Raw genomic sequence first — 25,596 nt, 5'->3', positions numbered from 1 at the left:
CGTCAGAAGCCCCTGGTCCGCTTGGCGGCCCGGCGGGCACCGCCCTCGACCGCGCCCGGCACCCGCATGAAGAGCCGGGAGATCTCGCTTCCCAGGTTGACCCCGATGGCGATCGCCAGGGCCGTCGCCACAGCGGTGAAGAGCGACGCCAGTCCGTCGTCCACCTCGTTCTGCGCGACGCCCAGCAGACCGAAGTAGGTCGCCGAGCCGGGCAGCAGCGGGCCGATCGCCGCAGTGATGTAGGGCAGGGACGAGGTGTAGCGGTAGCGCGACAGGAGCTGGCCGAACAGCCCGACCAGACCGGCCGCGACCGCTGTCGCCGCCACCGGCGAGATGCCCCCGGTACGGGCCATCGCCCCGTAGATGATCCAGGCCACGCCCCCGTTGAGGGTCACGGCGAGCACCGTGGAGCGCTCCTGCTGGAGCAGGATGGCGAAGGCCAGGGTGAGGGCCATCGAGGCCAGGATCTGGAGCACCGGCCGGTCGTTGGGCTCGAACCGTGCCTCCGGGTTGAGCGCGGCGCCGAGCTGGACCCCCAGGTAGAGCATCAGCAGCACGCCCCCCACGATGCCGATGAAGAAGTACATGACCTCCAGGAGCCGGGCCCCCGCGGTGATGTAGTAGCCGGTCAGGCCGTCCTGCACCCCGGCCACGAGGGCCCGCCCGGGCAGCAGCGCGAAGAGCCCACCGGTGATGACCGCGGAGGGCCGGATATCCGTCGAATGGGTGAGGGTCAGCGCGATGCCCATCGCGGCCGGAGGCATGGCCGCCACCATGAACTGGTAGAACTCGGGCAGCCCGCGCCCGGCGCAGAGCCAGGCCAGCCGGTCGCCGAGCATCGCGCCCGCCGCCGCCACGAGGAAGACCAGCACACCACCGCCGACCAGCACCGATGCCGAGCCGGCGAGCAGTCCGGCGGCGGACGTCAGCACCCAGCCCGGGTAGGGGTGCCGGTTACGGCGGATCTCGGCGAGGCGCCGGTAGGCCTCCTCCAGCGAGACCTCCACGTGCTCCGCCGTGGTGATGTCGTCGATCAGCTGGAACACGGCGGCCAGCCGGGTGTAGTCGGTGCCCCGGCGGCGTACCGTCCGGCTCGCCGTCACGGGGTCGTCGACGAGGGACGGCTGGTGCGAGATGGACAGCAGGGTGAAGGTGACCGTCGGCTCGCAGCGGTCGAGCCCGTAGGAACGGGACACCGCGAACATGGCCGCCTCGACGTCCTCGGCACCCTCGCCGCCCGCGAGCAGCAGCTCCCCGATACGCAGCGTCAGGTCGAGGACGCGCGGTACCGCCGGCCCCGAGTCGTCGGTCTTCTGCACGCTCTCGGGCGCCGGACGCTCGAACACGGGCATCCGCAGCATCGTGCGCATCCGGTCCTGCCAAGGGGCCTCCTTGGTGAGCCGGACCATCGGGATGCCGTGCGCCGGGGTGAAGGCGGGCGGCGGATGCTGCGCGGTGTACCCGGACGGCGGAACGAAGGCGGACGACAGCGTGTCGGAGCCCGAACCGCCTCCCGTCCCGGAAGCGGAACCCTGCCCGGAGCCGGACGGCGCCGAGGGATCGGTGTGCAGCCCGACCGGAAGGGCGAATTCCGATGTGGGGTGGTCGTCCTCGGACGGAGCCGTCGGCTGCCCCACACCGGCCGGTGGGACGAAGGCGCTGTGCGCCTCGTCGGACTGGGGCTTCTGGTCCTCGGGACCGCCCTGTTCCGCCACCACTCGACCTCGTTCCTCCTCGACCGCCCGTTCCGGGAGCGCTTCTGCCCAGTATGAGCACGGTCATGAGCCGCCACACGCAACGGGCGGCGCACCGGTGAAGGTGCGCCGCCCGTTGTCCGTACGCCTCGCTGGGCCGCTCGGCCCCGTGCGCCGCGATCCACGTCCCCCGCCCGTAAGCGGAAGCCGGAGGGATTACGTCAGTGCTTGCCGCCCTGCGCCTCGAGGCGCTTGTAGGAGGCCTCGATCTCGGCCTCGGCCTCGGTGCGGCCGACCCAGTCGGCGCCCTCGACGGACTTGCCGGGCTCCAGGTCCTTGTAGACCTCGAAGAAGTGCTGGATCTCCAGGCGGTCGAACTCCGACACGTGGTGGATGTCGCGCAGGTGCTCCACCCGGGGGTCGGACGCCGGGACGCACAGCAGCTTGTCGTCGCCGCCGGCCTCGTCGGTCATCCGGAACATGCCGATGGCGCGGCACTTGATGAGGCAGCCCGGGAAGGTCGGCTCCTCCAGGATGACGAGCGCGTCCAGCGGGTCGCCGTCCTCGCCGAGGGTGTTCTCGACGAAACCGTAGTCCGCCGGGTAGCTGGTCGAGGTGAAGAGTCGACGGTCCAGGCGGATCCGGCCGGTCTCGTGATCCACCTCGTACTTGTTCCGCGAACCCTTCGGGATCTCGATAACGACGTCGAACTCCACGGGTGGCTCCTCCATGATCAACACATACGACTGGTGGTTAAGTGTCCCTCACGCAGATGAGTGCTCGCGAAAGGGGCTGGTCGACGGTGGCCGAGCCGGTGCAGAGACCGACGGACGAACCGTTGACCAGGTGGGGCAAGTGGAAAGCCCCGAAGTACCTGAAGCGCGGGAGCGGACCTCACGACCTCCGGCTCGTCGCAGGCTCCGCGGTGCTCGGCCTGGTCGTCGCCGCCGGTGCCGCCCTGGCCGCCGGTCCCTGGGACTCCGGTCAGCGTAAGGCCGAGCGGGACCGGGTGGCCGTCCGGCAGAGCGCAGGTGGCGCACATCACGAAGGGACCGCGCCCGGCGGGCCGAAGCCCGCACCGAGCGCGCCCGCCGTCCTGAAGGCCCTCGACGCCGCCTCCGGGAGCACGTCCCCGGTGGGCGCGAGCGGTCTGGAGGCCGTCCTCACGCCCCTGTTGGACACGCCCGCCCTCGGCTCCGTACGCACCGCCGTGGTCATCGACGCCACCACGGGCAAGCAGCTGTACGCGCGGGGCGCCGCCACCCCGATGACCCCGGCGTCCACGGTGAAGATCGCCACCACCGCCGCCGCGCTCTCCGCGCTCGGCCCCACCCACCGCATCGCGACGACCGTCACGCTGTCCCCGGACTCCCGCACGCTCACCCTCGTCGGCGGCGGCGACCCCACCCTGGACAAGGGAGCGCTGCGCTCCCTCGCGGCCGACGCGGCGCGCTCCCTGCGCGACGGCGGAGCCGGGCCGGTGCGGCTGAGGTACGACACCTCGCGGTACTCGGGTCCGGCCCTCCACCCCATCGGCCCCAACGAGAACATCGCGCCCGTCAGCGCCCTCATGGCCGACGAGGGCCGGCTCGACACGAGCGACAAGGGGCCGGCGCCCCGTGCCTCCGACCCCGCGGGCGACGCCGCGCGCCTCTTCGCCGGCCTCCTCGGCCAGGCCGGTGTGGACACCCGGTCCGTCCCGGCGTCCGGGCGGGCCCCCGCCGGCTCCCGCACGGTGGCGACACACCTCTCGGAGCCGCTCTCCGACCTGGTCGAACGGGCCCTGACCAACAGTGACAACGACATCGCCGAGGCCCTGGCCCGGCAGACCGCGCTGAAGGCGGGCGAGCCCGCATCCTTCGCCGGGAGCCGCCGCGCCGTCACCGCCCGGCTGAAGGCGCTCGGCCTGCCGCTGACCGGTGCCCGGCTCTCCGACGGCAGCGGCCTCGACCGGGCGGACAAGGTGACGGCGGGGCTCCTGGCCCGGCTGCTCGCGCTCGCCGCGGGGCCGGACCACCCCGAGCTGCGCCCCGTCCTCACCGGGCTGCCGATCGCCGGATTCAGCGGCACGCTCGGCGACCGCTACGCCGCCACATCGCCCGCGACCGGCCTGATCAGGGCCAAGACGGGCACCCTCACCGGGGTGAACAGCCTCTCCGGGACCGCTGTCGACGCGCGGGGCCGGCTGCTCGCCTTCGCCTTCCTGGCCTCCGGCACCACCTCACCGGACGAAGCGGAAGCCTCACTGGACGCCCTGGCCACCACCCTCACCAAAGGCACCCGTTGAGCGGCTGACACCCCACCACGGAGCGACCACCTCACGTACGGTTGACGCATGACGAGCATCGGTGGTGCCGAGATGGTCGACTGGAATCTCGCGGTCGCGACCGCGACCCGGTTCGTGCGGCCTGGTCCCGAGATCAGCCGCGAGGAGGCCCGTGCCGTCGTCGCGGAGCTCCGCCGGCATGCCAAGGCCTCCGAGGAGCACGTCCGTTCCTTCACCCGGATGATCCCGGAGGGCCACGAACCCGAGGACACGCCCGTCCTGGTCGTCGACCGGGCGGGCTGGATCAGGGCCAACGTCGCGGGCTTCCGTGAGCTGCTGCGTCCCCTCCTCGGGAAGATGCAGGAACGCCGCGGCAGCGGCCCGGGCAACGCGGTGCTCGGCGCGGTCGGCGGCAAGGTGACCGGGGTCGAGCTGGGCATGCTCCTGTCGTTCCTGGCCTCCCGCGTCCTCGGGCAGTACGAGACCTTCGCCCCCGCCACGCGGGAGTTCCCGGCGTCGTCGAAGGGGGGCGGCAGGCTGCTGCTGGTCGCACCCAACATCGTCCATGTCGAACGCGAACTCGACGTCGATCCCCACGACTTCAGGCTCTGGGTGGCCCTCCACGAGGAGACGCACCGAACCCAGTTCACCGGAGTCCCCTGGCTCCGTGACCATCTCCAGGGCGAAATCCAGTCGTTCCTCGACGAGACCGACGTCGACCCGATGACCGTGCTCGAACGCCTCCGCGAGGCCGCGCAGGCGTTCTCCGGGGGCAGCCGTCCCGAGGGGGAGCAGGGTGAGGAGGGCGACGACGGCGGGCGCAGCCTCGTCGAAATCGTCCAGACGCCCGCCCAGCGCGAGATCCTGGGACGTCTCACCGCCGTGATGTCCCTGCTCGAAGGGCACGCGGACTTCGTGATGGACGGGGTGGGCCCCGATGTGGTGGCCTCCGTCGCCGAGATCCGGGAGAAGTTCCAGCAGCGCAGGGCGCGCGGCGCGAGCCGGCTGGACCTGGCCCTGCGCAAGCTGCTGGGCCTCGACGCGAAGCTGCGGCAGTACCGCGACGGCGAGAAGTTCGTCCGGGCCGTGGTCGACGAGGTCGGGATGGACGGGTTCAACCGGGTGTGGACCTCCCCCAACACCCTTCCCACGAAGGCCGAGATCGCCGCACCGGCGGACTGGGTGGCGCGGGTGCACCGTAAGGCAGATTCGTGATCCTGGCGGCTCCGGCGGCAGAAGATTGCCTCTCCAATCACCCATCCGAGGGACCATAGAGGCATGGGAAGGCGTGCAATGCTCGGTGGGCAGCTTGTCTCTGTCACCATCGACGCACTCTGAGTGACGGGGCTCCGTCCCGCGCACCCCGAGGCACCCCCCAAAACTTCACCCCGAAGGGCACCGGACATGGGTCCCCATCCTGCGGTCGCGGCGATACGCCTGGCGGTCCGCCGCGTACTCCACGACGTCGTCACCGAACACCACCGTCACACCGAACAGGCCGGACGCGCCGAGTTCGCCGAAGCCGGGGCGGGCGGGCGGTGTTCGGCGCTTCCGGAACGGCCTGACACCCCGCTGGTGCTCGTCGCGTGCTCCGGTGGCGCCGACTCCATGGCCCTCGCCTCCGCCCTCGCCTTCGAGGCGCGCAAGCTTCCCGTCCGCGCCGGCGGCATCACCGTCGACCACAATCTCCAGCCCGGCTCCGGGCTCCGCGCCGACGAGGTCGTCGCCCGCCTCGCCGAGATGCGGCTCGACCCGGTCGAGGCCGTCGCCGTGCACGTCGGCCGGGACGGCGGGCCCGAGGCCGCCGCCCGTGACGCCCGCTACGCCGCTCTGGACGCCGCCGCCGAGCGCCACGGCGCCGCCGCCGTCCTCCTCGGCCACACCCGCGACGACCAGGCGGAGACCGTCCTGCTGGGGCTCGCCCGGGGTTCGGGCATCCGCTCCCTCTCCGGAATGGCCGCCGCCTCCGGCCCCGCCGGCCGCTACCGCCGCCCCTTCCTCCAGCTCGACCGGCAGACCGCCCGCAAGGCCTGTCTGGTCCAGTCGATCCCCGTCTGGGACGACCCCCACAACGTCGACCCCGCCTACACCCGCTCCCGGCTCCGCCACGAGGGTCTGCCCGCGCTGGAGAAGGCCCTCGGCAAAGGTGTGGTGGAAGCCCTCGCGCGCACGGCGCAGCTCTCCCGCGACGATGCCGACGCCCTGGACACCTGGGCCGCCGAGGCCGCCCGCTCGGTCCGCGACGACGACGGACGGCTGGAGTGCTCCAAGCTCTCCGTCCTGCCGCCCGCGGTACGCCGCCGGGTGCTGCGCCGGGCCGTGATCGACGCCGGATCCCCCGCGGGTTCGCTCTTCGCCCGGCACATCGAGGAAGTCGACCGGCTCATCACCGGCTGGCGGGGTCAGGGCGCCATCAACCTCCCCGGCCGCGTCGAGGTCCGGCGCCAGGGTGGCAGACTGGTGATTCGGCAGAGCTGAAGCGCAAGCGGCTGAAGTGCAGGCGAAACGCCGGTCCGGCCCGGGAAGCACTCCGGTCCGGCAGGGCAGAGAAAGAGACGCGGGTGAACGAGAAGGACATGGGCACCGACCTTCAGTCGGTGCTCATCACCAAGGAAGAGATCGACGCGAAGCTCGTCGAGCTGGCAGCGAAGATCGACGCGGAGTACGCGGGCAAGGACCTGCTCATCGTCGGCGTGCTCAAGGGCGCGGTGATGGTGATGGCGGACCTGGCCCGCGCGCTGTCCACCCCCGTCACCATGGACTGGATGGCCGTCTCGTCGTACGGCGCCGGCACCCAGTCCTCGGGCGTCGTCCGGATCCTCAAGGACCTCGACACGGACATCAAGGGCAAGCACGTCCTGATCGTCGAGGACATCATCGACTCCGGGCTGACGCTGTCCTGGCTGCTGACCAACCTCGGTTCGCGCGAGCCCGCGAGCCTGGAGGTCTGCACGCTGCTCCGCAAGCCGGACGCCGCGAAGGTCGCGATCGACGTGAAGTGGGTCGGCTTCGACATCCCCAACGAGTTCGTCGTCGGCTACGGGCTGGACTACGCGGAGAAGTACCGCAACCTCCCCTTCGTCGGTACGCTCGCCCCTCACGTCTACGGAGGCTGAGGCAGCCGCCCCGACAGGTACCCGGCCGAACCCGGCCGGACCGCCGGGAACCCTTGTGGCGTTCGGGCCGTTGGAGCCTTCGAAGACGGGTTTGCCGGACCTCCCCTGCGGTCACGGGTGACAATGCTGGGGTACCGTCCGAAGAACAGTCTTTTCTCACAGCAGCATTTACCTACGGGCAGGAGGGACGGGGCGTCTTCGCTCCGTATGGATGGACGTGAAGCGATACTTCCGTGGGCCGGTCATGTGGATCGTGCTGGCCGTCCTCGCCGTGGTCGTGTTGATGCAGGTCGTCGGCTCGTCCGGCGGCTACAAGACGGTGGACACCGGCAAGGTGATCCAGGCGATCAGCAAGAACCAGGTGGAGCAGGCCAAGCTGACCACCGGTGACGAACAGATCCTGAAGATCGAGCTGAAGGACAAGCAGAAGCTCGAGGGCGAGTCCGGCAGCAAGTTCCAGGCGAGTTACATCGGCAACCAGGGTGTCGAGCTCGCCGACACGCTGCAGAAGAAGTTCGAGAGCGGTGACATCGAGAAGGGTTACACCGTCTCGCCGTCGAAGCAGTCCCCGTTCGTCTCGATCCTTCTCTCCCTGCTGCCCTTCGTCCTGATCGTGGTCGTGTTCCTGTTTCTGATGAATCAGATGCAGGGCGGCGGCTCCAAGGTCATGCAGTTCGGCAAGTCCAAGGCCAAGCTCATCACCAAGGACACGCCGAAGACGACGTTCGCCGATGTGGCGGGGTCGGACGAGGCCGTCGAGGAACTGTACGAGATCAAGGAATTCCTCCAGGAGCCGGCGAAGTTCCAGGCCGTCGGCGCCAAGATCCCCAAGGGCGTCCTGCTGTACGGGCCGCCCGGTACGGGCAAGACCCTGCTCGCACGCGCCGTCGCGGGCGAGGCGGGCGTCCCGTTCTACTCGATCTCCGGTTCCGACTTCGTCGAGATGTTCGTCGGTGTCGGTGCCTCCCGTGTCCGTGACCTCTTCGAGCAGGCCAAGGCGAACGCTCCGGCGATCGTCTTCGTCGACGAGATCGACGCCGTGGGCCGGCACCGCGGTGCCGGTATGGGCGGCGGTCACGACGAGCGCGAGCAGACGCTCAACCAGCTGCTCGTCGAGATGGACGGCTTCGACGTGAAGGGCGGCGTCATCCTGATCGCCGCCACGAACCGGCCGGACATCCTGGACCCGGCGCTGCTGCGTCCCGGGCGTTTCGACCGGCAGATCGCCGTCGACCGGCCGGACATGCAGGGCCGCCTCGAGATCCTCAAGGTGCACCAGAAGGGCAAGCCGGTCGCGGAGGACGTCGACCTCAACGCGGTCGCCCGTCGTACGCCCGGCTTCACCGGTGCCGACCTGTCGAACGTGCTGAACGAGGCCGCGCTCCTCACGGCGCGCAGCAACAAGAAGCTGATCGACAACCACATGCTCGACGAGGCCATCGACCGCGTCGTGGCGGGACCGCAGAAGCGGACCCGGATCATGTCCGAGAAGGAAAAGAAGATCACCGCGTACCACGAGGGCGGACACGCCCTGGTCGCGGCGGCCTCACCCCAGTCGGACCCGGTCCACAAGATCACGATTCTCTCCCGCGGCCGTGCCCTCGGTTACACGATGGTGCTCCCGGAAGAGGACAAGTACTCCACGACGCGCAACGAGATGCTCGACCAGTTGGCGTACATGCTGGGCGGGCGCGCGGCCGAGGAGCTGGTCTTCCACGACCCGACGACCGGTGCTGCGAACGACATCGAGAAGGCCACCGCCACGGCCCGCGCGATGGTCACGCAGTACGGCATGACCGAGCGGCTCGGCGCGATCAAGTTCGGTGGAGACAACACCGAGCCGTTCGTGGGCCGGGAGATGGGCCATCAGCGCGACTACTCGGAAGAGGTCGCGGCGCTCGTCGACGAAGAGGTCAAGAAGCTCATCGAGACCGCGCACAACGACGCGTGGGAAATTCTCGTCGAGAACCGCGACATCCTCGACGCCCTGGTCCTCGAGCTCCTCGAGAAGGAGACGCTCGGCAAGGAGCAGATCGCCGAGATCTTCGCCCCGATCGTGAAGCGCCCGGCTCGCCCGGCGTGGACCGGTTCCTCGCGGCGTACCCCGTCGACGCGTCCGCCCGTGCTGTCTCCCAAGGAGCTGGCCCTCACCAACGGCACCGCCAATGGTTCGGGTACTCCGGAGATCGCCCCGACGGACATCACGTCGAAGAACACCGGCACCTCCAGCGAGGCGCTCCCCGAGGATCGCCCCGAGAGCTAGCCCCTGCCCGACCGGTGTGGCCCCTGTCACGGGGCTTCCACCAGGCCCGGAATGGATGCCGCGCCCCCCAGGTTCTAGCCTGTGGGGGCGCGGCTTTTTCGTATGCCGGCGCTGTGCCTGCTGTATTCCGCGAAGTCCTGGCGGGCCCGCGCGTGGTGACTGCACAGAGGAACGAGGCACAGGATGACGGACCCGGTGACGCTGGACGGGCAGGGCTCGATCGGCGTGTTCGACGAGAAGCGGGCCGAGGCCGCCGTACGGGAGCTTCTCATCGCGGTCGGGGAGGACCCGGACCGCGAGGGGCTGCGTGAGACCCCGGGCCGGGTGGCGCGCGCGTACAAGGAGATATTCGCGGGCCTCCACCAGGAGCCGGAGGACGTCCTGACGACGACGTTCGACCTCGGCCACGACGAGATGGTGCTGGTCAAGGACATCGAGGTGTTCAGCACGTGTGAACATCACCTGGTGCCGTTCCGTGGTGTCGCGCACGTCGGGTACATCCCGGCGACCTCGGGCAAGATCACGGGACTGTCGAAGCTGGCCCGGCTGGTCGACGTCTACGCCCGCCGCCCCCAGGTCCAGGAGAGGCTCACGACGCAGATCGCCGAGTCCCTGATGGCGATCCTGGAGCCGCGCGGGGTCATCGTGGTCGTCGAGTGCGAGCACATGTGCATGTCGATGCGAGGAATCCGCAAGCCGGGGGCGAAGACGATCACGTCCGCCGTCCGTGGGCAACTGCGCGACCCGGCCACGCGGGCCGAGGCGATGAGCCTCGTCATGGCGCGCTGAGCACCGGACGGGCGGGGCCGGCGCGGTAGCGCCGCGTGCGTGGGGCGGGGAGAGTCGACCCGGTGGGAGAGGCCGGACGGCCGGATCCATGAGGAGAGGAACTTCCTGATGTCATTCACCCATGTGCTCGCCGTAGCGCCCGTGATGGCCATCGAACCGGCGGTCGAGTGGTACGAACGGCTTCTCGGCCGCCCCGCCGACGTGAGGCCCATGGACGGGCTGGCCGACTGGCACATCTCCCCGTACGCCTGGCTCCAGGTGTTCCAGTCGCCCGAGCAGGCCGGGGGGTCGCTGGTGAATCTGGTGGTCGACGACCTGGACCGGACCCTCTCGGACCTCGCCGGGAGGGGGATCACCGCCGGGGAGACCCAGCCTGGGTCGCGTGGGGTGCGGTTCGCCGCCGTCCACGACCCCGACGGCAACCGGGTCACTCTGATCGAGAACCCGATCGCCGACTGAGAGCGCCGGACGGGCGCCGGACGGTTCAGGCGGCCTGGGCCGTGTTCCTGTCGTCCTCGCCGTCCCCCGGGAGGCGGCACACGCGCTCCAGGAACAGGGCGGCCGCGATGACGCCGATGCCCGCCAGAACCGCCGCACCCGCGTAGATGGCCTGGTCGCGGCGGGGCGGGATGTCGAGGAAGCTGAGCAGGAAGACGCCCGTGCCGCCGTACATCCCGGCGACGAGAGCGGCCACCAGGGCGCTCGCCTGGCCGAAGACCACGGCACGCGCCGCCATCATCGGCTCCACGCCCTTCGCTCCGGGACGCCGCTCCCGCTGGGCGCGCAGCCGTGCCCGGATCGACAGGGCCGTGGCCAGCAGGACGACGGCGATCACGGCGAGGACGACGGAGGCGGCGAGCGGCACGCTCGGCAGTGTCCCCAGGGAGTCCCAGAGGCGGGCCGCGCCCCAGGACAGCACCCCGGCTCCGGCGAAGAGTCCGGCGAGGAGCCCGAGCCGTAGTTGCTTCACCGAGAGTGCCGCCCTTCGTCGCCTTTGACCGTGTCGTTCGCCCGTGGTCGGGGTCCTTGAGCCTAACGACTACTCGGGGAGGCGGAGTTCCAGGTCGGGCCGGGGAAGCACTCCGTCGCGGCCCACACCGGCCAGCAGGTCGGCGACCGGGCCGGCGCCGGGCAGCTGGGCCTCCGGGTCCACGTCGTGCCAGGGGGCGAGCACGAAGGCGCGGTCGCGGGCGCGCGGGTGCGGGAGGGTCAGCAGCGGGTCGTCGGAGACCACGTCGGCGTACGACACGATGTCGACGTCGATGGTGCGCGGACCCCAGCGCTCCTCGCGGACCCGGTCGAACGCCTCCTCGATGGCCTGGCCGCGCTCCAGCAGGGAGGACGGGGGCAGGGTCGTCTTCACGACGATCACCGCGTTGAAGTACGACGGCTGGGTGCCCGGGTCGACGCCCCAGGGCTCCGTCTCGTAGACCGGGGAGACGGCCTTGACCCGGAGGCCGGGGGTGTCCTCCAGGGCGTCGATGGCGCCCTGGAGCGTCTCCAGGCGGTTGCCGAGGTTCGAGCCGAGGGAGATCACGGCGCGTTTGGGGTTGGAGAGGGTGACGTCCGCGGCGTCGACCTGCTCGACCACTGCTGCGGGAACCGGCTGTACGGTCGGGTCGCTCTGCCCCTCGGTGGAAAATGCAGTCATGCTCGGCTCCGGGTGATGGTGATGGTCACGTCGTCGAAGGGGACGGTGATCGGGGCGTCCGGCTTGTGGACGACGACCTCGACCTCCTGGACCCCGTCGTGCTTGAGGCACCGCTGCGCGATGCGTTCCGCGAGGGTCTCGATCAGGTCCACCGGCTCACCCTTGACGACATCGACGACCTCCTCCGCGACCACGCCGTAGTGAACGGTCTGCGACAGGTCGTCGGCGGCTGCCGCGGGGCGGGTGTCGAGGCCGAGCACCAGGTCCACGATGAAGGTCTGGCCCTCTTCCCGTTCCTTGGGGAAGACACCGTGGTGCCCACGGGCCTTGAGGCCGCGCAGCGCGACACGATCCACGCGAATCACTCCTGCTGTTCGTCGTCTCTGGAGGCACCCGGCCGCGTGCGGGCGGCGAAGTGCCGTCTTTCGAATCTACCCGCGAGCACCGACAGCTTCCGCCCGCGGGGGCGCGGACCGACCCGGCGGGGGGTTGGTAGCCGCGTATACCCCGTGATCGGGGGGCCCAATCCCCACGACCGCACGCTCCGCTCAGACAGTCGGTTCCTCGTCCTCTTCCTCACCGGTCTCGGCCAGTACGGGGGAGCCGTGGTGGGACCAGAGCTTCCAGCCCTCCGGTGTGCGCCGGAACACGTTGGTGGCGACGACGAGCTGGCCGACGAGCGGGCCGAGGGCGTTCCCGTCCTCGGCGGGGCCGCCGCTGAGGATGTTCTCGGTACAGGTCACCAGGGCGGTGTCACCGGTCATCGCGACCCCGACGTCGGTCAGGAAGAACTGGATGTACTCGGTGTTGGCCATGATCAGTGCGTAGCTCCGCAGGACCTCGCCACGGCCGGTGAGGACGGGCCAGCCGGGGTGGACGCAGGAGACGGTGAGGTCCTCGCCGGGCAGCCACAGGCCGGAGAGCTCGTCCAGGTCGCCGCGTTCCATCGCCTCGTAGAAGGCGGTGTTGGCCTGCTCGACCGCCGCGATGTCGGCGGCGGCCTCCTCGTGCTCGTCGCGCGGGGCGCTCATGCGGCTCCCTCGACGGCGCGGGCGACGCGCACGGCGTCCGCCGTGGGCCGTACCGCGTGCACCCGGACCGCCCAGGTGCCGGCGGCGGCGGAGAGGGCGGAGATCGCGGCCGTCGCGGCGTCACGTTCACGGGCCGGCGGCGGGGTCGTGTCCCCGCCCGCCAGGACGTGCCCGAGGAACCGCTTGCGGGAGGCGGCGACGAGCAGCGGCCTGCCCAGCTCGCGCAGCCGGTCGAGGTGCGCGACGAGTGCGAGGTCCTGGGCGGCGTTCTTGGCGAAGCCGAGGCCCGGGTCGATCACCAGCCTCTCCGGGTCCACGCCGCCGTCGATCACGGCCTCCATGCGTTCCCGGAGCTCCGTGACGACCTCGCCGACGACGTCCGCGTAGACCGCGCGGCTGTTCATCGACTCGCTGAAACCGCGCCAGTGCATGACGACGAACGGCACCCCCGCATCGGCGACGACAGGGATCATCGCCGGGTCGGCGAGGCCACCGCTCACGTCGTTGACCAGGGCGGCACCTGCGGCGACGGACTGTGCGGCGACCTCGGCGCGCATGGTGTCCACGGAGACGGTGACGCCCTCCGAGGCCAGCCCCCGCACGACGGGGATCACCCGGCGCAGCTCCTCGGCCTCGTCCACCCTGCTCGCGCCCGGGCGGGTCGACTCACCGCCGACGTCGATCAGATCCGCACCTTCGGCCACCAGTTCGAGGCCGTGCTTGATCGCCGCCGTGGTGTCGAACCAGTGGCCCCCGTCGGAGAAGGAGTCGGGCGTCACATTGACGACGCCCATGACCGCACAGCGGTCCCACTCCGGCAGACCCCGCACCGTTCCCCGTCCTCGCAACGTACTCATGCGACCAGCCTAGGCCCGGGAAGGGGGAGGCCGGGCCGCGCCGGCGCGGTGGCCACCGCCGCACCCGGCGCCCGGGAGCGGCCCGCCCCCGAGGGGGCTGCCGTCCGGAGACAGCCGCCGCGGATCCGCCGGGCCCGGATCCGCTCGTGTCGCGTTCAGCCGGACGGACGGTGGGGGCGGCAGCCCCTCACGGGGAGCCGACGCCCGCCACGGTCTCCACAGCCACCTCGGCCCGCGGTACGTCCTGCGCGTCCGCGTCGATCGAGCGGCGCAGTGCCTCGTGGAGCCGGGCCGGGGTGAGCACGCCGAGGAAGCGGCCGGTGCCCTCCTCGTCCGTGACGGCGATCCAGCCCGCGTCGTGCTGGAGCATCGTGGCGAAGGCCTGCTTGAGCGGTGCGCCGAGCGGGAGCCAGGCCTCCATGCGACGGGCGTGTTCACGGACCGTGCCCGTGGCCGCCGGCCTGTCGACCGCCGGGATCCAGCCGTGCAGCTTGTCCTGGCCGTCGAGGACGACCGCCCAGCGCGCGCCGTCGGCCCGCAGCCGCTCGGTCGCCCCCGCCAGCGGATCGTCGAGGTGGACGACCGGCGGCTGGTCGAGGTCGCTCTCCTCGATGGGGGTCACCGAGAGCCGCTTCAGGCCGCGGTCCGCCCCGACGAAGTCGGCGACGTACGGTGTGGCCGGAGCCCCGAGCACCGTGGCGGGGGTGTCGAACTGCTCGATGCGGCCCTGGCCGTACACGGCGATCCGGTCACCGAGCCGGACGGCTTCCTCGATGTCGTGGGTGACGAAGAGCACGGTCTTGCGCACCTGCGCCTGCAGTTTCAGGAATTCGTTCTGCAGCCTTTCCCGTACGACCGGGTCCACCGCGCCGAAAGGCTCGTCCATCAGCAGGACCGGGGGATCGGCGGCCAGGGCGCGGGCCACACCGACCCGTTGGCGCTGACCGCCCGAAAGCTGCTCGGGATAGCGGCCGCCATAAACGGAAGGATCCAGTCCGACGAGGTCGAGCAGTTCGGCCGCCCGCTTCCTGCCCTTTTCCCGTCCCCAGCCGAGGAGATGGGGAACGGTCGCCGTGTTCTCCAGGACCGTTCTGTGGGGGAAGAGGCCGACCTGCTGGATCACATAGCCGATACGGCGCCGGAGCCGGACCGGGTCGATGGCGGATATGTCGTCCCCGTCGAGGAATATCCGGCCGTCGGTCGGTTCGATGAGGCGGTTCACCATTTTCATGGTGGTCGTCTTGCCGCATCCGGAAGGCCCGACGAGCGTGACCAGTTCACCCTCGGCGACCTCGAAGGAAAGGTCGTCGACGGCGGTGGTGCCGTCCGCGTACCGCTTGGTGACGTGCTCGAAACGGATCATGATTCCCCATTGTGACGCGGGTTCTGTGAAGGCCATGTTGCCGGAATACGACAGCCTCGGCGATTGTCGGTGGTCGAGGATAGGGTCACCCAGGACCGGACCCGGGGCGGCGTCGCGAGGGCAAACAGGAGGTGGGGGCGGGTGGCCGAGCAGAACTGCCTGGTGGCGAACGACTGGATCTGCGGAGAGTATCTGCGCTCCCGCAGCCATGAGTTGACCGAAGCGACCGTCCAGCACATCTGGATCACGGCGGTCTCGGTGCTGATAGGGCTCGCGGTGGCGTTTCCGCTCGCGCTGCTCGCGCGCCGCGGCCGGCGTTTCGCGGGGCCGGTGCTGGGCCTGACCACCGTGCTGTACACCGTGCCGTCGCTCGCGATGTTCTCGCTGCTGCTGCCCCTCTTCGGGCTGTCGGCGGCACTCGTCGTGACCGGACTGGTGCTGTACTCGCTGACCATCCTCGTACGCAACATCCTGGCGGGCCTGGAAGCGGTCCCGCAGGAGGCCAGGGAGGCCGCGCGGGGCATGGGCTACGGGCCCGTGCGGCTGCTCTGGGAGGTCGAACTCCCCCTCGCGCTGCCCGCGCTGATGGCCGGGCTGCGCATCGCGACGGTGTCGACGGTCGCGCTGACCACGGTCGGCTCCCTCGTCGGCAAGGGCGGGCTCGGCAACCTCATCGAGGACGCCCTGCCCAGCTTCTTCAAGGCGCAGGTGCTCACCGCGTCCGTGCTCTGCGTGCTCCTCGCGGTGGCCGCGGACCTGCTGCTGCTCGGCGTGCAACGCCTGCTCACGCCCTGGACCCGGATACGGACGCCCGCCGGGGCGGGCATCGCGAAGACGGAGGCCGGCTGATCCATGGGAGTCGTCGAAGAGGCATGGGTCTGGCTCACCACCGGCTCCAACTGGTCGGGGGACGGCGGGGCGGCGCACCGGCTGGCCGAGCACCTGTACGTCAGCGGGATCGCCCTCGCGGTGGCCTGCCTGATCGCCCTGCCGGTCGCGCTGTACCTGGGGCACGTGGGGAAGGGGGGCGGGCTCGCCGTCAACATCTCCAACGTGGGCCGGGCGGTCCCGGTGTTCGCTGTGCTGGCCCTCTTCATGATGACGCCCCTGCGGAACTCCGGCTACCTGCCCACGGTCGTCGCGCTGGTGCTGTTCGCCGTGCCGCCGCTGCTGACCAACGCCTACGTCGGGATGACGGAGGTGGACCGGTCGGTGCTGGAGGCCGCGCGCGGCATGGGGATGTCCGGCGGCCAGCTCTTCGTCCGGGTCGAGCTCCCGCTCGCCTACCCGATGATCATGACCGGCCTCCGGTCCGCCGCCGTCCAGGTGATCGCGACCGCCTCGATCGCGGCCATGGTCGGCCTCGGCGGCCTGGGCCGGATCATCACCGCCGGATTCAACACCTACGACACCGCGCAGGTCTTCGCGGGCGCCGTGCTGGTCGCCCTGCTGGCCCTGGTGGTGGAGGGCGTCCTCGTGGCGCTGGACCGGCTGCTGTCACCCCTGCGCCGCCGCCGGACCGTATGAGCGGGCGTACTCCATGAGCGGGCGGACTTTTCGGACTGTGCACACCATTTTTCGCGGACGGAGAACAACATGAGCAGGACCTCGCGCATAGCGGGTGCGGTCATCGGCGCGGTCGCGCTGGCAGGGTCGCTCGCCGCCTGCGGCGGCGACAGCCTGGAGAAGGAGGGCGGTTCGGACACGGGCGCCGGTGCCGACTCCAAGAAGGGCTCGCTCGTCGTGGGCGCCGCCGGATTCACCGAGTCCAAGGTGCTCGCCGAGCTGTACGCCCAGATCCTGGGGGACGCCGGATACGACACCTCGGTCACCACGGTGAAGAACCGCGAACTGTACGAGCCCTCCCTCGAGAAGGGGGAGATCGACATCGTCCCGGAATACGCGGCGACGCTCGCGGAATTCCTCAACGCCAAGGTCAACGGTGCGGCGGAGGCGGAGAAGAAGCCGGTCGCCTCGGGTGACGTGGCGGCCACCGTCACCGCTCTGGAGAAGCTCGCCGGCCCGCTCGGGCTGAAGGTCCTCCCGGCGGGTGAGGCCGTCGACCAGAACGCCTTCGCGGTGTCGAAGGAATTCGCCGAGAAGAACAGCCTCACGACGCTTTCCGATCTCGGCAGCTCGAAGATCAAGGTGAAGATCGCGGCGGGCGACGAGTGCGAGGTGCGCCCCTTCTGCGCGCCCGGACTGAAGAAGACGTACGGCATCGACGTCACGGGGATCGATCCCAAGGGTGTCGGAACCCCGCAGTCCAAGCAGGCCGTCAAGGACGGCAAGGACCAGCTCGTCCTCACGACCACCACGGACGCGGTGCTCGACACCTACGGGCTGGTGTTCCTGGAGGACGACAAGAAGCTCCAGAACGCGGACAACGTCCTTCCGGTTCTGAATGCCGAGGACGCGGGCGCCCCGGAGATCGCCGAGGCACTCGGGAAGCTCACCGAAGCACTCACCACCGAGGATCTCGCGGAACTGAACCGCAAGGTCGACGCGGAGCGTGCGAAGCCCGCGGACGCGGCCGGGGACTATCTCCGGTCGAAGGGGCTGATCAAGAAGTAAAAAGGCGTCCGGAAGGGGCACTTGAGAGGCTTCCCGGGCCCGGCCAGGTAACCGGCGGGGAACAGATTGCCGGGCGGCCTCCCAAGTGACTCGTGCGCACGGTAAATTTCGGGCCATGCCACGAGGACGCCACCGCCATTCGCCGCCCCTCCACAGAATCCTGCCTCCCGCCGTGGTGGCCGGAGCGCCGGTCGTCTGTGCCGCCGGAGCCTGGCTCCTGGCGGAACCTCTGGCCCTGCGCGCCCTGGTGGCCGTGACGGCGGCCGCCGCCGTCACCGGCGCCTGCATGATGCGGAGCTGGGACCGGGCCGCGGGTCTGCGCGTGGCGGAGCTGACCCGCGCCCGGGCCGGTGACGAGTGGAGGACCGAGGAGCGCATAGCCGAACTCGAGGCGGACCTCGAGGAATCACGGGAACTGCGCACCCGGCTGGAGACCAAGGTGCGTCGCAAGCGCGTGGAGCTCGCCGGTCTGCGGGGCGAACACGCCGCGCTGCTGCGCCGGTACGCCAACGCCGAGACGGAGCGGGCCGGTGCGCTGGAAGGCCGCAGGCAGCTCGCCATCGAGGCGTCCGCGCCGCGCGAGCTCCCGCCCGCCCGGTCCACACCGACCCCGGGCGCCTATCTGCGGGCCGCGCAGGCCCTGAAGGACCTGCCGCGCAACGCCGCACTCCAGGAGGCCCGCCGCACGGCCGAGCTGGCCAGGAAGCGCGACATCGCCGAGCGGTCGGCGGAGCGGGACACGGAGAGCGGCGGCTCCCAGGGGAAGCACGCGGCGGTCGGCGGAGCGGGTGACCTCCAGCACCGTCGCCCCCAGTCAGCCCTCCCCGCACCGCGGCTGTCCCCCGCGTCGGTACGTCCGCCCCGTGCGGTGCCGGCCGCGTCCACGGTCGTCCCGTACGCCGCGGCGCGCCGCCACCTCGTGCCGCAGGGAAGCTTCGACTTCTTCGGCACGCAGAAGGCGGACGCCGCGATCGAGTCCGTGCAGAACGAGGACCTCGCGGACGTCGTGGGCGAGGAGGCGCTGGCGGCGCACCGGACGAGCACGGCCGAGAACCGCGCCGTGGGCAAGGTCATCGACCTCACGGCGCACGACGAGACCGAGCAGCTGGACGTCGTCGAGCTGCGGAGCGCGATCTCCTCGTAGCGGCGGCTCGTGGCGGCGGCTCGTGGCGGGAGGCCGTCCGAGGACTTCCTCGGCCGGGCCCGGCTACTTGTCGATGTCCCCGACGACGAAGAAGAGCGAGCCCAGGATCGCCACCATGTCGGCGACGAGCGTGCCCGGCAGCAGCTCGGTGAGCGCCTGGATGTTGTTGAACGACGCCGAGCGCAGCTTCAGCCGGTACGGGGTCTTCTCGCCCGTGGACACCAGGTAGTAGCCGTTGATGCCCAGCGGGTTCTCGGTCCACGCGTAGGTGTGGCCCTCCGGTGCCTTCAGCACCTTGGGCAGCCGCTGGTTGATGGGACCGGGAGGCAGGTCCGCCATCCGGTCCAGGCACGCGTCGGCCAGGTCCAGCGCGTTGTGCGTCTGCTCCAGGAGGCATTCGAAACGGGCCAGGCAGTCGCCTTCGGTCCGGGTGACGACCTCGAGGGTGTCCCGCAGTTCGCCGTAGGCGAGATACGGCTCGTCGCGCCGCAGGTCGAAGTCGACCCCGGAGGCGCGGGCGATCGGCCCGGACACCCCGTACGCGTGCACCGCCTCGGCCGACAGCACGCCCACGCCGCGGGTGCGGCCCCGGAAGATCTCGTTGCCGAGGACCAGCCGGTCGTACACGTCCATCCGGGAACGCACGGACGCCACGGTGTCCCTGGCCCGGCCGAGCCAGCCCGCGGGCAGGTCCTCCTTGAGGCCGCCGACCCGGTTGAACATGTAGTGCATCCGGCCGCCGGAGACCTCCTCCATCACGGCCTGGAGCTCCTCGCGCTCCCGGAACGCGTGGAACACCGGGGTGATCCCGCCGAGTTCGAGGGGGTAGGAGCCGAGGAACATCAGATGGTTGAGGACCCGGTTCAGCTCCGCCAGCAGCGTCCTCGTCCAGACGGCGCGCTCCGGGACCTCCATGCCGAGCATCCGCTCGACGGCCATGACGACCCCGAGCTCGTTGGAGAACGCCGACAGCCAGTCGTGCCGGTTGGCGAGCATGATGATCTGCCGGTAGTCCCGGGCCTCGAAGAGCTTCTCCGCGCCCCGGTGCATGTAGCCGATGACGGGCTCGGCCTGCTGGATCCGCTCACCGTCCAGGACGAGCCGGAGCCGGAGCACACCGTGGGTGGAGGGGTGTTGCGGACCGATGTTCAGCACCATGTCGGTGCTCTCCGCCGCGCCGCCGATGCCGATCGTCGTCTCCGTCATGCCGGACAGTATCCCTCCTCGCGGTCCGGGACCCGATGCCGCAGCCAGCCGAAGTCGCCCAGCCCGCCGCGCGCCGTGAGCTCCGCCGCCTCACCGGCCGACGCGAGGGCCCGCACATAGCCGGCCGGGTCGGCCGACGCACGTGCCAGGGAGGGGCGTTCGCCACTGATGCCCAGCTTCCGCAGCGCGGTCCGCTGGTCCAGGAGCCGGGCCTCGCCACCCGCCGCGGCCGCGCACGCGTCCAGCGCGACGTGGGAGGTCAGGTCGCAGCTCCCGTCGGGCACGGGCGGCACCTCGCGGCCTTCCCGGAAGCCGGTCAGTGTCCCGAACGGAGGTCTCGCCGCACGGACATGGGCGTAGTCCACCGCCACCGCGGTCCCGCCGGCGAGCGAGGCGACGGCATCGGCCCAGGCCTCGTCGCGCGGCCGGCCGATCTCCGCACGGTCCCCGGGCCGGGACAGCGGCCACCAGCGGCCGAGCCACCGGGCGTCCTCGCCGGTCACCGGTTCCCCGAGCCGCTCCGTGCCGTCGTCCCTCCGCACGAGGACGTAGCGGGGCACCCCGTCCGCGTCGGCCTCGGCGATGTCCGTCGGGACGTTGTCCAGCCACTCGTTGGCGAACAGCAGCCCGCGCACGCCCTGCGGGGGTTCGGAGCACCACTCGACGGCCGGGTCCAGGCCCGGCGGGCGCGGGGCGATCTCCACGGCGTACGCCCGCACGGTGAGGCCGGGAGCCAGGGACCCGGCCCGCAGGGCGGCCAGCACCCCGGTCAGCAGCTCTCCGCGGCCCGCTCCCACATCCACCAGGCCCACGGAGTCCGTCCCCAGCTCCCGTGCCGTCGCGGCCAGCAGCCGGGCGACAGCGGTGGCGAAGAGGGGGGAGGCGTGCACCGACGTGCGGAAATGGCCCGCGGGGCCCTCCGGACGCCGGTAGAACCCCTCTTCCCCGTACAAAGCGGTCTCGGCGGCTTCCCGCCAGCGGCACCAGTCATACGTCACGTAGGCAAGTCTCCACCTTGGGGAGTACGGTCCCAGGACCCGGATCGGCCCTTCGGCTGACCCGGGCACCGATCTGCTGTCCCTACGCTGGGTAACGTGCAGCGCTTCTACGATTTCATCCGCAGACACCCGACGGGCGTCGACACCTTCTGGGCTGTCCTCCTCCTCGGGTTCTCCGGCGTGTCCATCGTGGCCGAGCAGGTCGGTGGCGGCCGGGAGCGCGTCGCCGCCGTGCCGATCGCCCTCGGGCTGTGCGCCGTGGTCGCGCTGCGCCGCCGGGCGCCGGAGAAGATGCTGCTGCTCGCGATCCTGATGGGGCTCGCCCAACTGCTGTTCGGGGTGCGGCCGGGCGTGGCCGACTTCGCCATGCTGGTGATCACGTACACCGTGGCCACGGTGGGGGACCGCTGGGCGTCCCGGCTCGCCCTCGGATGCAGCCTGACCGCGGCCGGCCTGTCGCGGCTGCGCTGGCCCGACGAGGCCCCTGAGGGCGGCTGGGTGCAGACGGCCGGCTACGTCGTCATCATGACCGTGCCGTTCGTCCTGGCCTGGGTGCTCGGCGACTCGATGCGCACCCGGCGGGCCTACTTCAGCCAGCTGGAGGAGCGGGCCGCCCGGCTGGAGCGGGAGCGCGAGGCGCAGTCGAAGGTCGCCGTGGCCGCCGAACGGGCCCGTATCGCCCGCGAACTGCACGACGTCGTCGCGCACAACGTCTCGGTGATGGTGGTCCAGGCCGACGGCGCCGCATATGTCATGGACGCGTCCCCGGATCAGGCCCGGCAGGCGCTGGAGACGATCTCCGCCACCGGCCGCCAGGCGCTCGCGGAGATGCGGCGGCTGCTCGGAGTGCTCAGGACCGGCGATTCCCCGGAGAGCGGGGAGTACGTCCCCCAGCCCGACGTCGAGCAGATCGAGGAGCTCGTCGGCAAGGTCAGGGAGACCGGCCTCGCGGTGGACTTCAAGATCGAGGGCACCCCGCGTCCCCTGCCCAGCGGGGTCGAACTGACCGCGTACCGCATCGTGCAGGAGGCGCTCACCAACACCCGCAAGCACGGCGGCCCGGACGCCGGGGCGAGCGTACGGCTGGTCTACTTCGACGACGGGCTCGGCCTGCTGGTCGAGGACGACGGCCGCGGCGCCCCCCACGAGCTGTACGAGGACGGCGGGGCCGACGGCGCGGGCCAGGGAATGATCGGCATGCGTGAGCGGGTCGGCATGGTCGGCGGCACGCTGGACGCGGGGCCGCGTCAGGGCGGCGGCTTCCGGATCAGCGCCCTGCTTCCGCTCAAGCCGGCTCAGTGACAGAAGGACAGGACACCTCATGGCCATCCGCGTGATGCTCGTCGACGACCAGGTGCTGCTGCGCACCGGTTTCCGGATGGTGCTCGCCGCCCAGCCGGACATGGAGGTCGTCGCGGAGGCGGGCGACGGTGCCGAGGCGATCGAGGTCCTGGGGGCGACCGAGGTCGACGTGGTGCTGATGGACGTGCGCATGCCCCGGCTGGACGGCGTCGAGGCGACCCGGCGCATCTGCGCGCGGACCGATCCGCCCAAGGTGCTGATCCTGACCACGTTCGATCTCGACGAGTACGCGTTCTCCGGCCTGAAGGCGGGGGCCAGCGGCTTCATGCTCAAGGACGTGCCGCCCGGCGAACTGCTCTCGGCCATCCGGTCCGTGCACAGCGGGGACGCCGTCGTGGCCCCGTCCACGACCCGCAGGCTGCTCGACCGGTTCTCGCCGATGCTGCCGAGCGGCAGGAAGGACCCGCACCACAAGCACGTCGAGAAACTGACCGAGCGCGAGCGCGAGGTGATGCTGCTCGTCGCCCAGGGGCTGTCGAACGGCGAGATCGCGGGCCGGCTGGTGCTGTCCGAGGCGACCGTCAAGACCCACGTCGGGCGCATCCTCACCAAGCTGGGCCTGCGCGACCGCGTCCAGGTCGTCGTCCTCGCCTACGAGACGGGGCTGGTCAGGGCGGGTGGCGGAGCGGGCTGAGGCGCTCCTCGGCAGCGTTTCTCTGCCGCTCCGGTCACCGCAGGACCCCCTCCAGGAAGTCGCTGCCCAGGCGGGCCACGACCGTCAGGTCCAGGGAGTGCAGGACGTAACGGCCCCGCCGGCGGGTGGTGACCAGGCCGGCCTTCTTGAGCAGCGCCAGGTGGCGGGAGACCTCGGGGGGCGTGATGCCGTGCGAGTCGGCGAGCTCGCCCGTGGTGTACGGGGAGCGGGCCAGGTTGCGGCAGATCCGCATCCGCATGGGGTGGGCCAGCGCCTCCATCCGGAGCTGGAGCAGCTCGACGGAGGCGGGGGAGGGCAGTTCGGGGCGGTGCACCGGGTAGTGGATCACCGGACGCCAGCCCGGGGCGTGCAGCACCATCAGGTGCGGCCAGCCGAAGCTCGTCGGGATGAGGGTGAGACCGGTGCCCGCGGCCGAGCCCGTGGCCTCGGTCCGGCCCGTGGTCAGCTTGTCGACGCTGATCCTGCCGGTCTCCTCGTCCAGCGACAGGGCGGCGGAGACCGCGCCCAGTGCCGCGCCGACACCCCTGCGCCGCAGTATCTCGGCCTTGTGGCGGGCGTCGGCGGTCAGCTGGACCTGGGCGCGCCGCCAGGTGTCGGCGAAGAAGGCCTGGTCGCAGTCCTCGAAGAGGCGCCGTACCCAGCCGCGCACGGAGCCCGGATCGGCCAGGAGCTGCCGGGTGAAGTCCAGCTGCTTCGGTCCCCTGGCCGACGCCATGTCCAGGGCGCGTGTCCGCATCGTCGCGTCGGTGAGCGGCGAGGGCGCCCCCGTCGCGTAGAGGTTCGTGTAGCTGAACTCCAGTGCGGCCGACACGAACCGCTCGTCGTCGAGCCGGTCCAGGATGTGCAGGTCCTCGGCGAGGGTCGCGCCCGCCCTGCCGTCCCCGCCGCGGACTCCGGCGAACGGCATGAAGATGTCGGAGAAGGTGTTCCGCCACAGGAACTCCGCCTCGTGCAGCCGGTCCGCCAGGTCCGGCTCCAGCCCCGCGGCCGTCGCGGTCGCCCAGCCGTGCAGCCCGGGGTGGTGTCCGGGCTCGGAGAGCGCGTGCAGGGCGAGCCCCAGCTCGGCGAGGGGGGAGGTCTCGAAGACTATGCGCTCGGGGGGCAGGCCCGCGATGTCGATGTGCACGCTCACCCCTCCATGGTGCGGGGTGCGGGTGCGGGCCGCGCCGCCGCTTGACCGCAGTCGTCAATCCACGGGCGGTCCGGACGGGACGGGGCCACGCTGGACGCATGGACACCGTTCAGCAGCACATGCTCGACAGCTACCGCGCCGCGCGGACCGGTGAGGTGCCGCCCCCGCTGCCCGGCACCCACGACCGGGAGGTCCTGCGCGGGATCCGCAGGCGCGTCCGCGCCTGGACGGCCGCCCACCGGCCGCCCCTCGCCTGATCCGCACCGCACCGGCTATGCGAGGCGCGCGACGAACTCAGCCACCGCCTCCTTCACGTCCCGGGCGGTCCACTCGAGCCCCGGCGCCGCGACCGTGACCTCGGTGTACGAGAGTCCGGGCGGGCCCGCGGGAGCCGCGAACCAGCGGCGGAACAGGGTCACGCCCGTCTCCTCGGACTGCCGCACCGACGCCTCGTCCAGCACCTGGGGCGTGTAAGGCAGCCAGACCTGGAACTGGTGGGTGTGCGGCGGCTCGGGGTGCACCCGGAACCAGGGCACCGCGGAGTCGGTGAAGCCCTCCGCCAGCGCCTCCGCGACCACCTTCGCGTGTGCCACGTACGACGGCAGCCTCGGCAGCTCGCGCTCCAGGCCCAGCAGGACGGAGAGGGCCGCCGGGTACTGCTGGAAGACCTGCCCGCCGTACCGGTGGCGCCAGGTCCGCGCCTCCTCGACCAGCGACTCGGAGCCCGCCAGCACCGCCCCGGACAGCCCGTCCAGGGACTTGTAGAACGACACGTACACACTGTCGGCGAGCGCCGCGATCTCCGGCAGTCCGCGCCCGAAGTGCGACGTGCACTCCCACAGCCGCGCCCCGTCCAGATGCACCACCGCGTCCCGCTCCCGGGCGGCGGCCACAGCGGCCTCCAGCTCCTCCCAGAGGGGCAGGACGAAGCCGGCGTCGCGCAGCGGCAGCTCCACCATCAGCGTGCCGAACGGCTCGGGGAAGTCCCGGATCTCGTCCGCCGTCGCCTGCCGGGGCGCGCGCGTGGGGTGCACCGTGCGCAGTCCGCTCACCGAGGTCAGCGCGCCGCCTTCGTGCACCTCGGGGTGGGAGAGCGGGTGCAGCGCCACGGTCGGATTTCCCGTGCGCCCGGCCCAGCACCGCAGGGCGACCTGCTGGGCCATCGTCCCGGTGGGGAAGAACGCGGCGGCCTCCATGCCGAGCAGCTCCGCGGTGCGCCGCTCCACCTCGGCGACGACCCCGTCGCCGTACACGTCCGTCCACTCGCCCAGGTCGTGGACCGTGCCGGCGTCGGCGGCCAGCGCGGCCAGCCGCTCGGCCAGGGTGTGGTCCGCGGAGGCCCGTGCCAGCACCTTTCCGGACCGCTGCCACGCGGTCAGCCTGCGGTGCCGCTGCTTCTGCTCATCGGTGACTCCCATGGGACGATCATCACCCGGACCGCTGACACCACCCACCCGGGGTTCCCCCTGTCGCCGGAAGTTATCCACAGGCTGTG

Annotated in this window: 26 protein-coding genes; 14 read left to right on the top strand and 12 right to left on the bottom strand. The window is 71.3% G+C overall.

The window, feature by feature from the left end:
• Positions 1-2: 2 nt before the first annotated feature.
• Positions 3-1,718, bottom strand: a complete 1,716-nt coding sequence (locus OG488_RS17025; RefSeq protein WP_329230186.1) for a threonine/serine ThrE exporter family protein — start codon at positions 1,716-1,718, stop codon at positions 3-5.
• A 197-nt stretch (positions 1,719-1,915) separates the two neighbouring features.
• On the bottom strand, positions 1,916-2,410 hold the full coding sequence (locus tag OG488_RS17020) for an inorganic diphosphatase (RefSeq protein ID WP_104786950.1): 495 nt from the start codon (positions 2,408-2,410) through the stop codon (positions 1,916-1,918).
• Positions 2,411-2,496: 86 nt separating this feature from the next.
• On the opposite strand from OG488_RS17020, the gene dacB reads away from it, so the two are divergent.
• The 7 genes from dacB to OG488_RS16985 all read left to right on the top strand — a co-directional run bounded on the left by dacB (position 2,497) and on the right by OG488_RS16985 (position 10,587).
• Positions 2,497-3,981, top strand: a complete 1,485-nt coding sequence (gene dacB / locus OG488_RS17015; RefSeq protein ID WP_329238743.1) for a D-alanyl-D-alanine carboxypeptidase/D-alanyl-D-alanine endopeptidase — start codon at positions 2,497-2,499, stop codon at positions 3,979-3,981.
• A 48-nt stretch (positions 3,982-4,029) separates the two neighbouring features.
• A complete protein-coding gene (locus tag OG488_RS17010) occupies positions 4,030-5,175 on the top strand; it encodes a zinc-dependent metalloprotease (RefSeq protein WP_329230183.1) in 1,146 nt (381 codons plus the stop codon).
• Positions 5,176-5,364: 189 nt separating this feature from the next.
• Positions 5,365-6,438 (top strand): tRNA lysidine(34) synthetase TilS, encoded by a 1,074-nt coding sequence (gene tilS / locus OG488_RS17005; RefSeq protein ID WP_329230181.1) that lies wholly within the window; start codon positions 5,365-5,367, stop codon positions 6,436-6,438.
• A 98-nt stretch (positions 6,439-6,536) separates the two neighbouring features.
• Positions 6,537-7,076, top strand: coding sequence for a hypoxanthine phosphoribosyltransferase (hpt, locus tag OG488_RS17000; RefSeq protein WP_329238740.1), 540 nt, complete (start codon positions 6,537-6,539; stop codon positions 7,074-7,076).
• Positions 7,077-7,287: 211 nt separating this feature from the next.
• Entirely contained in the window at positions 7,288-9,339 is a 2,052-nt protein-coding gene (gene ftsH / locus OG488_RS16995) for an ATP-dependent zinc metalloprotease FtsH (protein ID WP_329230179.1), read from the top strand.
• Positions 9,340-9,522: 183 nt separating this feature from the next.
• The gene (gene folE, locus OG488_RS16990; RefSeq protein WP_329230177.1) at positions 9,523-10,128 is read left to right on the top strand and encodes a GTP cyclohydrolase I FolE; all 606 of its coding nucleotides are present in this window, start codon (positions 9,523-9,525) and stop codon (positions 10,126-10,128) included.
• Positions 10,129-10,236: 108 nt separating this feature from the next.
• Entirely contained in the window at positions 10,237-10,587 is a 351-nt protein-coding gene (locus OG488_RS16985; protein WP_329230175.1) for a VOC family protein, read from the top strand.
• A 25-nt stretch (positions 10,588-10,612) separates the two neighbouring features.
• Here OG488_RS16985 and OG488_RS16980 read toward each other — a convergent pair whose 3' ends face one another.
• From OG488_RS16980 to OG488_RS16955, 6 genes are all read right to left on the bottom strand, one after another.
• Entirely contained in the window at positions 10,613-11,098 is a 486-nt protein-coding gene (locus tag OG488_RS16980) for a DUF3180 domain-containing protein (protein ID WP_329230173.1), read from the bottom strand.
• A 69-nt stretch (positions 11,099-11,167) separates the two neighbouring features.
• Positions 11,168-11,779, bottom strand: a complete 612-nt coding sequence (gene folK, locus OG488_RS16975) for a 2-amino-4-hydroxy-6-hydroxymethyldihydropteridine diphosphokinase (protein WP_329230170.1) — start codon at positions 11,777-11,779, stop codon at positions 11,168-11,170.
• Positions 11,776-12,135, bottom strand: a complete 360-nt coding sequence (gene folB / locus OG488_RS16970; RefSeq protein WP_329230169.1) for a dihydroneopterin aldolase — start codon at positions 12,133-12,135, stop codon at positions 11,776-11,778. Before folB ends, folK begins: the two co-directional genes overlap by 4 nt.
• 192 nt (positions 12,136-12,327) lie before the next feature.
• Positions 12,328-12,810, bottom strand: a complete 483-nt coding sequence (locus OG488_RS16965) for a nuclear transport factor 2 family protein (RefSeq protein ID WP_329230168.1) — start codon at positions 12,808-12,810, stop codon at positions 12,328-12,330.
• A complete protein-coding gene (gene folP, locus OG488_RS16960; protein ID WP_329230166.1) occupies positions 12,807-13,667 on the bottom strand; it encodes a dihydropteroate synthase in 861 nt (286 codons plus the stop codon). The genes OG488_RS16965 and folP overlap by 4 nt, the downstream gene beginning before the upstream one ends.
• Before the next feature lie 187 nt (positions 13,668-13,854).
• Positions 13,855-15,030, bottom strand: coding sequence for an ABC transporter ATP-binding protein (locus OG488_RS16955; RefSeq protein WP_329230164.1), 1,176 nt, complete (start codon positions 15,028-15,030; stop codon positions 13,855-13,857).
• Positions 15,031-15,171: 141 nt separating this feature from the next.
• On the opposite strand from OG488_RS16955, the gene OG488_RS16950 reads away from it, so the two are divergent.
• From OG488_RS16950 to OG488_RS16935, 4 genes are all read left to right on the top strand, one after another.
• The gene (locus tag OG488_RS16950) at positions 15,172-15,879 is read left to right on the top strand and encodes an ABC transporter permease (protein ID WP_329230162.1); all 708 of its coding nucleotides are present in this window, start codon (positions 15,172-15,174) and stop codon (positions 15,877-15,879) included.
• A gap of 3 nt (positions 15,880-15,882) precedes the next feature.
• On the top strand, positions 15,883-16,557 hold the full coding sequence (locus OG488_RS16945) for an ABC transporter permease (protein ID WP_329230160.1): 675 nt from the start codon (positions 15,883-15,885) through the stop codon (positions 16,555-16,557).
• A 69-nt stretch (positions 16,558-16,626) separates the two neighbouring features.
• Positions 16,627-17,604: an ABC transporter substrate-binding protein gene (locus OG488_RS16940; protein WP_329230158.1), complete on the top strand. Its 978-nt coding sequence runs from the start codon at positions 16,627-16,629 to the stop codon at positions 17,602-17,604.
• Between the two features lie 115 nt (positions 17,605-17,719).
• Entirely contained in the window at positions 17,720-18,748 is a 1,029-nt protein-coding gene (locus tag OG488_RS16935; protein ID WP_329230156.1) for a hypothetical protein, read from the top strand.
• 63 nt (positions 18,749-18,811) lie between these two features.
• Here the strand turns inward: OG488_RS16935 and OG488_RS16930 are convergent, their stop codons facing one another.
• Both OG488_RS16930 and OG488_RS16925 read right to left on the bottom strand, forming a co-directional pair.
• Positions 18,812-19,954 (bottom strand): NADH-quinone oxidoreductase subunit D, encoded by a 1,143-nt coding sequence (locus OG488_RS16930; RefSeq protein ID WP_329230154.1) that lies wholly within the window; start codon positions 19,952-19,954, stop codon positions 18,812-18,814.
• Entirely contained in the window at positions 19,951-20,952 is a 1,002-nt protein-coding gene (locus OG488_RS16925) for an SAM-dependent methyltransferase (RefSeq protein ID WP_329230153.1), read from the bottom strand. The genes OG488_RS16930 and OG488_RS16925 overlap by 4 nt, the downstream gene beginning before the upstream one ends.
• Before the next feature lie 96 nt (positions 20,953-21,048).
• On the opposite strand from OG488_RS16925, the gene OG488_RS16920 reads away from it, so the two are divergent.
• Both OG488_RS16920 and OG488_RS16915 read left to right on the top strand, forming a co-directional pair.
• Positions 21,049-22,254: a sensor histidine kinase gene (locus OG488_RS16920; protein WP_329230152.1), complete on the top strand. Its 1,206-nt coding sequence runs from the start codon at positions 21,049-21,051 to the stop codon at positions 22,252-22,254.
• A 19-nt stretch (positions 22,255-22,273) separates the two neighbouring features.
• On the top strand, positions 22,274-22,948 hold the full coding sequence (locus tag OG488_RS16915; RefSeq protein WP_329230150.1) for a response regulator transcription factor: 675 nt from the start codon (positions 22,274-22,276) through the stop codon (positions 22,946-22,948).
• A gap of 34 nt (positions 22,949-22,982) precedes the next feature.
• Here OG488_RS16915 and OG488_RS16910 read toward each other — a convergent pair whose 3' ends face one another.
• Positions 22,983-24,095 carry a DUF5937 family protein gene (locus OG488_RS16910; RefSeq protein ID WP_329238737.1) on the bottom strand — a complete coding sequence of 371 codons (1,113 nt, stop codon included), beginning with the start codon at positions 24,093-24,095 and terminating at the stop codon, positions 22,983-22,985.
• A 104-nt stretch (positions 24,096-24,199) separates the two neighbouring features.
• On the opposite strand from OG488_RS16910, the gene OG488_RS16905 reads away from it, so the two are divergent.
• Entirely contained in the window at positions 24,200-24,358 is a 159-nt protein-coding gene (locus OG488_RS16905) for a hypothetical protein (protein WP_329230148.1), read from the top strand.
• Positions 24,359-24,373: 15 nt separating this feature from the next.
• Here OG488_RS16905 and OG488_RS16900 read toward each other — a convergent pair whose 3' ends face one another.
• The gene (locus OG488_RS16900; RefSeq protein WP_329230146.1) at positions 24,374-25,519 is read right to left on the bottom strand and encodes a threonine aldolase family protein; all 1,146 of its coding nucleotides are present in this window, start codon (positions 25,517-25,519) and stop codon (positions 24,374-24,376) included.
• Positions 25,520-25,596 lie beyond the last annotated feature (77 nt).

The organism is Streptomyces sp. NBC_01460 (genome assembly GCF_036227405.1).
GTDB lineage: Bacteria > Actinomycetota > Actinomycetes > Streptomycetales > Streptomycetaceae > Streptomyces.
Note: the sequence above shows the minus strand (reverse complement) of the source record. Positions and strands in the feature narration are given on the sequence as shown.